Source organism: Stieleria sp. (assembly GCF_041595215.1).
GTDB lineage: Bacteria > Planctomycetota > Planctomycetia > Pirellulales > Pirellulaceae > Stieleria > Stieleria magnilauensis.
Window position 1 is genome coordinate 1 of the sequence record NZ_JBFHKV010000392.1, and the last position, 6963, is coordinate 6963.

Below are 6963 nucleotides of genomic sequence, written 5' to 3' on the forward strand. Positions count from 1 at the left end.
CGAACCGTCCGGTGCGGTGCAGACATCGGCCGGTCGGAACCAGCGGTCGGTGGTTCCCGTCATCAATGGCTCGATCGTCGCGGTGTATCCGGCGCCATCGGGCTTGGCGGGGTAAGCGCGGACCATGTTGGGGCCGGGGTCGCAGTGGATGATCTGGTCCCAAAATCGTTGCGGCAACAACCGGCCTTCGTAAAAGCAGATGCCGCTGGGCGAGCCGGCACCGGTTTGCAGCATGTTGGGGACGACACCGGGATCGTTCAGGTGCCAGTGACGGTGCATGATTTCGTCTTCTTGGTTGATCCGTTCCTCACGCCAACCGCCGCCGGTGATCTCATCGCGATAACCGTAGTTGCCGTGTTCCATCACAAAGTTGATTCGCGTGCCGCGGTTGCCGTCATCGTCGTTGTCACTTTGCCAGAGCGTGCCGAACGAATCGACGGTGGTTTCCCAGTTGTTGCGAAAGTTGTGCGCCAGGACTTCGAAATTGGAACCGTCCAGATCGCATCGAAACGGCATGCCGCCGTACAACGGTGCTCCGTTGTCGATGACGGGGCGGCCGTGAATGTCGATGACCGTTTCGCCATCGGCGTCTTTGACTTGCTCGCCGGTGTTGCCGAAGTTCCAGTAGAGTTTTCCGTCGGGGCCGAACAGAAACGAATGGCCGGAGTGGTCGTGTTGGGGGTTGCCGACTCCGGTGAACATCGCGGTCTTGCTGTCCGGCACGTCATCGCCATCGGTATCGACGAAACGCCAGACGTTGGGCGAGGCGGTGACGATGACATCGGTACCGGTCGCGTTTTCGAGCACGCAGATGCCCATCGCCGAATCGATGTCGCGGCCTTGGTAAAACGTCTTGGCATCGTCCATGACTCCATCGCCGTCGGTGTCCTCCAGGATCATGATCCGATCCCCTTCGGGGCGTGCGCCTTGATTGCGTCGATAATTCATCACGTCACAGACCCAGACGCGTCCGCGCGAATCGATATCCAGGTTGGTCAGGCTGCGGAGCAGTGGTTCGCTGGCCGCCAGGGTGGCTTCCAGACCTTCGGCGATCGTGATTCCCTTGATCGCGTTGGCAGGGTCGCGCTGGTCACCGTCGCTGGAGTTGTCCGGGGCGTTGCCCAGGGACGCCGGTGCGGCGCCGGCGTAGACGGCCAATCGGACGCTCGTGCTGGTGCCGCCGTTTTGACGCGTCCCTCCGGAGTCCAGGGCTCCGGTCGCCGTCAGCCGCGTGTAGCCCTCGGGGACCTTGAAGTGGATGACGCTGTTGGCGTGGGTCCCGATGGCGTGTTTTCCGATCACCTGGCCGTCGACCGACCAGGGGGCTCCACTGCAGTTGAGATCCTTGCCAACGCTGCCCCAACCGGTCGTCGCGGCGTGCCATCCCAAGTCGACCAGTGACAGCGATCCGGCAGGACCGTGCAGAGTCGGGTCCACCCAGTCGACCCAATCGCATGCGAATCCATCTCCGCCGTCATCGACGATCAGAAACAAGTCCGACACGCCAGCGATCGAAGTATCTATTTCGACGCGATGGCGTTTCGTTTGACTGGTCAGCGTGCCGGAAAGGAAGATCGGTCTTGCGGATTCAGTCGACTCTTTTTTTTTTGCGCCGTCAATTGAAACCGCTTGGCGGTTTCTTCTTCATCGAAATCATCGGGTCGTTCGTAATCTTGATCTTCCAGCAGACGTTTGATTCCGATCGGTTCTTCGCCCAACGAGGAGCCCTCCGGACCGATGGTTTCACCCGCGGTCCAGAGGATCGCGTTGGTCACCAAACGTCGCACGTCGTCGTTGCCCCAGTTCCAATGGTAGTGTCCGCCGGTGAAGCCGAAGGACCGGCCGCCGTCGGGGCGATCGTAAGCCCAGGCGACCGTTTGGGGTTCGCCCGCGGCAACACTCTTGCGAACGTGGGGATTGCCATGGTGTGGCCCGTCAGGCCGCTTCATGGTGTGATCGGGGGCGACCGCGGAAAGAATTGGCGTGACTTTGCCGAGTTCCGTAAACCGCAGGTGGAAGTACCACTCGTCGTCGGTTGCAAAGGGCTCGACGCCGCGTGTGATCGGATGGTCGGGCAGCGACTTGAATTCCGCCACCCAATGCGGATTGACGCTGTAGTTGATTTCGAAGTGGCCGCCGAGAAGCTCTTCCCAGTCTTTGCCGGGTTCACCGGGAACCATCTCGACCGCGTAGTGCAAGCACACTAACCCCGTTCCTTCGCCGAGACGTTGACGCAGTTGGTCGCGATGGTTCATCGCGACATGCCGCCCGCCGCCGTCGCAGTAAATGACGATCGTGTCGGCGGCGGCGATTTGGTCATCCGACGGCCAGCCGCGAACGAGCGTGACCCGAGCGGTGTCGCTGCTCTGTTGGATCGCGTCTTGCAGGACGCGAAGTCCCGCAAAGTGTTCATGAGCGCCGAATCGGTGCGACGGTGGACCGGCGACCATCAGGATCTGTTTGATCTCCGAGTCCGCGGCTGTTACCGGGGCGGCGGTCAAACCGAGGGAAAAGCAAACCGTCACGGATGCCAGGACGGTAACGAGCCAAGATCGATGTCGACGCATCATTTCGAAAAGCCTCGGGAGGCAGGCGGGGCAGGAAGCGGGCAGAAGGGAGCGGTCCGACGGCACCGCATTAACGGCACCGCAACCGCCCTAGTCTAGCAGCAACGCCCGCGCCGGGGGAGTCAGAGGGGCGGTACTGAGTACCCAGTACTCAGTACTAAGTACCCAGTACCCAGTACCCAGTACCCAGTACCCAGTACCCAGTACTCAGTACTCAGTACTCAGTACTCAGTACTCAGTACTCAGTACCCCAAACCCCAAACCCCAAACCCCAAAAAAACCACCGTTGGGGGGTTGTTAAACCCGTCTGGTTTTCTAGTCTGTTGACGTTCTGTTTCGAATCCATGCGGGAGCGATCAAACATGGCAGGTGTGAACCGGTTTACAGAACTCTTGTTTTGGCAGAAGTCGCGAACGTGGTCGAAAGAGATTTTTCAACGAACCCGCCGCGATCCCTTCGCCTTGGACCGTCGCTTGGTCGTCCAAATCAATGACTCCTCCGAGTCCGTGCTGGCAAACATTGCCGAGGGGTTTGGCCGAGGAACTCAAGGTGAATTCGTCCAGTTTCTAGGCTACTCCCTCGGCAGCCTGAATGAGACTCAGTCGCACTTGGTGGCCGCATTCGATCGGGACTATCTGGAACGAGAGGACTACAGGGCGCTGTTCGCCCAAGGCACCGAAATTCGCAAGATGATGGTCGCCTTCATGCGCTCGATGGTGAAGACAGGCTCCGGTGTCAAACACATCCGAAAATACAAATCGTGGTCGGATGAAGTCTGGGAGATGTATGAGAAGTTCACCGGAAAACAACGCCCAGAGCTGTATCGGTCGTGAATCGGGGAACTCCGCCCCCCGAAACCTGCGTTGTGGTTGACTTTGGGGGCGGGATGGGTTCGAACTAATGCATGGAAATCGACCGACAACGCATTCAAGACGATTTGCGGGGCATCGTGCGCGGCGACGTGATGTGCGATGCCGTGTCGACGACGTTGTACGCCACCGATGCGAGCATTTATGAAATCCAGCCGGTCGGCGTGGTGCGGCCGCGTTCGGCCGCCGATGTGGTCGCGTTGGTGCAGTACGCCGGCGAGCAGGACTTGCCGATCCACCCGCGCGGCAGCGGCAGCGGTGTGGCGGGGGAGTCGGTCGGCCCAGGACTGGTGGTCGATTTCTCGCGCTACATGCGTCGGATGCAATTCGATCCGCTCAAGTCGCTCGCGACGGTGCAAGCCGGGCTGCCGATCGCGGAACTCAATCGCAATCTCAAACCGCTGGGCCGCTGGTACGGACCCGACCCGGCGACCCGCAGCATCACAACGATGGGCAGCGTGCTGGCGATCAACGCGTCGGGCAGCCACTACTTGCGCAGCGGTTCGGCCCGCGACAACATCGAATCGCTGCGTTTCGTCACCGTGGACGGCGAATTGCTGGACGTCTCGAAGCATCATCCCAACGATCCGGGAACGGTCGGCCGACTGGCCCGTGGGTTGCTGGAGATTCAGACGCAATATCAAGACTGTTTGGAAAAACTAAAAGACGCACCGCCGGCCCGTGGCGGCTATCGGTTTGACGGCCTGGTCGACGACCTGGGGCGTGTTGATTTGGCGAAGTTTCTGGTGGGGACACAAGGAACGCTGGGGCTGATCGTAGACGCCACGGTTCAGACGGAACCGATTCCGAAGCATCGTGGGGTCGTGATGCTGTTCTTCCATCGCTTGGAATCAGCGGCGCGGTGCGCCGTGCGGTCGCTGGGTTATGGACCGGTTGCATGCGACCTGATGGGGCGGCGGTTGCTGGGGATCGCGCGGGAAACCGAGCGGCAATTTGAAGAGGTCTTGCCGCAGGAGGCCGAAGCGATGTTGTTGCTGGAGCTTCAGGGGGACTCGCTCGCCGAACTGACCGACCGCATTGAGATCTTGCGCGATGATTTATCACGTGGACCGGACGCCGCATTCGTCGCCACTTCGGCGACCGACCAGGCCACCCGAGACCAGTTCTGGGCGCTATGCCGTCGCGTCACGCCGCGGCTGAGTCGATTGAAGGGGCCGGGAATGCCGATTCCGTTCACCGAGGACATCGCGGTGCCGGCGGAGAAATTGCCGGAGGCGTTGGCGGCGATTCAAAAGACGTTGCGAGACAACGAATGCACGGCCACGATTTTTGCCCATGCCGGTCATGGTCATCTGCACGTGCGGCCGTTTGTCGATTTGTCGTCCGCCGCGGAACGCAAGAAAATTCGTCGGGTCGCCGAACAGGTCGCCGAAGTCGTCTGGCAATTCAATGGGCACGTCAGTGTCGAGCATGCCGCCGGGCTCAGCCGCAGCGCGTTGTTGCCCAAGCAGTTCGGTGAGTTCTGGCCGGCGATGGGACAGGTCAAGCGGCTCTTCGATCCACATCATCGGTTGAACCCGGGCAAGCTGTTCGGGGCCGTCCTGCAACAGCCCAACGAAAACATTCGTCCGATCGGTGAGACGATCGAAGTCACTTCGGATACGCGAACGCTGATCAAGGCCGCCGACCGGATCGTGCAGGCGGCGCGGATTCAAAACACCGCCGTTCCCGAATTGCCGGTTCTGCAGCAGTGGTCGCCCGGCCAGATGATCGACGTGGTGGCCGAGTCGTGTAACGGGTGCGCCCGCTGCAGGACGACGGCGAATTCCGAGCGGCAATGCCCGGTGTTTCGCACCACGCGGAGCGAAGAGGCGTCGCCACGTGCGAAGGCAAACTTGTTACGCGGGGTGTTGAGCGGCAAGATCGAGGTCGAAGCGCTGACCGGTGATCGGGCCAAAGCCGTCGCGGACCTGTGTTTCAATTGCCATCAGTGCCGATTGGAATGTCCCGCCAGCGTGGATATCCCCAAAATCGTCGGTGAATTGAAGGCCCAGTATGTGGCGACCAATGGCCAGCCGCTGTCGGATCGATTGATCTGCCGGCTCGATATCATCGCCGCGATCGGTTCTCGGTTCCCTTGGCTGTCCAATCTGTTGATCCGCAACGGACTCTCACGGTGGCTGGCCGACAAGTTGTTCGGGTTGACGGCCTCACGCGAATTGCCGCCGATCGCATCGGGCAGTTTCATGCGGTATTCCGCACGCCGCCGCTGGACCAAGCAGCCGGCCGGCGAAGGCGCCAAGGTGCTTTATTTTGTCGACCATTACGCGAACTATCACGATCCCGACCTCGGTCGCGCGTTGGCCGAGATCCTGCAACAAAACGGGATCGCGATTTACGTCCCCACGTCACAGTCCGGCAGCGGCATGGCGCGGATCACGGCGGGGGATTTGAAAGGCGCCCGCCGTATCGCGCGCCGGAATGTGCGGATGTTGGCCGAGGCGGTTCGATCGGGCTACCAGATCGTTGCCACCGAACCGGCGGCGGTGCTCTGTTTGAAACACGAGTACCCCAACCTGCTCGACGACGAAGACGCCCATCTGGTCGCCAAGAACTCTTTCGAAGCGTGCGAGTTTCTACGTGGCCTGCACGCCGAAGGAAAACTGGATCGCGAGTTTCAATCCATCGACCTGGAATTCGCCTACCACCGGCCCTGCCATTTGCGTGTCTTGGATCCGGACATCGCATCGATCGAATTATTGAAATTGATTCCCGGCTTGAGTGTTCAACATGTTGAAGCCGGATGTAGCGGGATGGCCGGAACCTGGGGATTGCAGCGAAAGAACTATCGCAATAGTCTGCGAATCGGTTGGCCGATGATTTCGGCTCTGCGGCACAGCGGGGCGCAACTTGCGTGTACCGAATGCAGCGCTTGTAAAATGCAGATCCAACACGGGACCGACCTCCAGACCCTTCACCCACTCAAGCTGCTCGCGTATGCCTATGGCCGATTGCCGAAGGTCGGTGAGGAGCTCGGATTGCCACCCGGATGACTTCCACCGCCCCGTTGCGTATTCTGCTGTTTGCCGGTGTCCGTGATGCGGCCGGTTGCGACGTCGCCAACGTCTCGGTCGATCACCCCGTCACCGCGGCAAAAGTCATCGAGACCGTGGCGACGCAGATCCCCGCGGCGGCCCCGTTGATCGGCGTCAGCCGGTTGGCCGTTGATGGCCAGTACGTCGCGGCGGATCACGTGATCGAACGCACCGACGTGGAACTCGCGTTGATCCCGCCGGTCAGCGGCGGTTAGCCGAGACGGTCCGCGAGGTTGTTACGCGGACGGCGGTTTGCGCCGGCTTTCATTTCCCGGAAACGTGTTGATGATTTTCATTCGCCTTGTTCAGACAGCGATCGAACTTTCCGATTGGTCGTCCAAAATTGATGATCCGGATACCGGGGCACATGCCTGGTTCGCCGGAGTGACGCGGCGAAAAACAACGACGGCTTCGGGGGCCGTGCGGATCACCAAGACGCTTCATTACCAGGCCCATGAATCGATGGCCGAA

At 60.6% G+C, this 6963-nt stretch carries 6 protein-coding genes; 4 read left to right on the plus strand and 2 right to left on the minus strand.

Going from position 1 to position 6963, the window contains the following annotated elements:
* Both ABX749_RS16005 and ABX749_RS16010 read right to left on the minus strand, forming a co-directional pair.
* On the minus strand, window positions 1-1620 hold a 1620-nt coding region (locus ABX749_RS16005), incomplete at its 3' end, for a PVC-type heme-binding CxxCH protein (protein ID WP_372896864.1).
* A complete protein-coding gene (locus ABX749_RS16010; RefSeq protein ID WP_372896860.1) occupies window positions 1554-2570 on the minus strand; it encodes a ThuA domain-containing protein in 1017 nt (338 codons plus the stop codon). The genes ABX749_RS16005 and ABX749_RS16010, both read right to left, overlap by 67 nt.
* Window positions 2571-2929: 359 nt before the next feature.
* Here ABX749_RS16010 and ABX749_RS16015 point away from each other — a divergent pair, with 359 nt between their 5' ends.
* The 4 genes from ABX749_RS16015 to ABX749_RS16030 form a co-directional block, all read left to right on the plus strand.
* A complete protein-coding gene (locus ABX749_RS16015; protein ID WP_372896861.1) occupies window positions 2930-3400 on the plus strand; it encodes a four helix bundle protein in 471 nt (156 codons plus the stop codon).
* 71 nt (window positions 3401-3471) lie between these two features.
* On the plus strand, window positions 3472-6450 hold the full coding sequence (locus ABX749_RS16020) for an anaerobic glycerol-3-phosphate dehydrogenase subunit C (RefSeq protein WP_372896862.1): 2979 nt from the start codon (window positions 3472-3474) through the stop codon (window positions 6448-6450).
* The gene (locus ABX749_RS16025; RefSeq protein WP_145217947.1) at window positions 6447-6707 is read left to right on the plus strand and encodes a MoaD/ThiS family protein; all 261 of its coding nucleotides are present in this window, start codon (window positions 6447-6449) and stop codon (window positions 6705-6707) included. The genes ABX749_RS16020 and ABX749_RS16025 overlap by 4 nt, the downstream gene beginning before the upstream one ends.
* Window positions 6708-6777: 70 nt before the next feature.
* Window positions 6778-6963, plus strand: a 186-nt coding sequence (locus ABX749_RS16030) for a molybdenum cofactor biosynthesis protein MoaE (RefSeq protein WP_372896863.1), incomplete at its 3' end; no start/stop codon positions are given.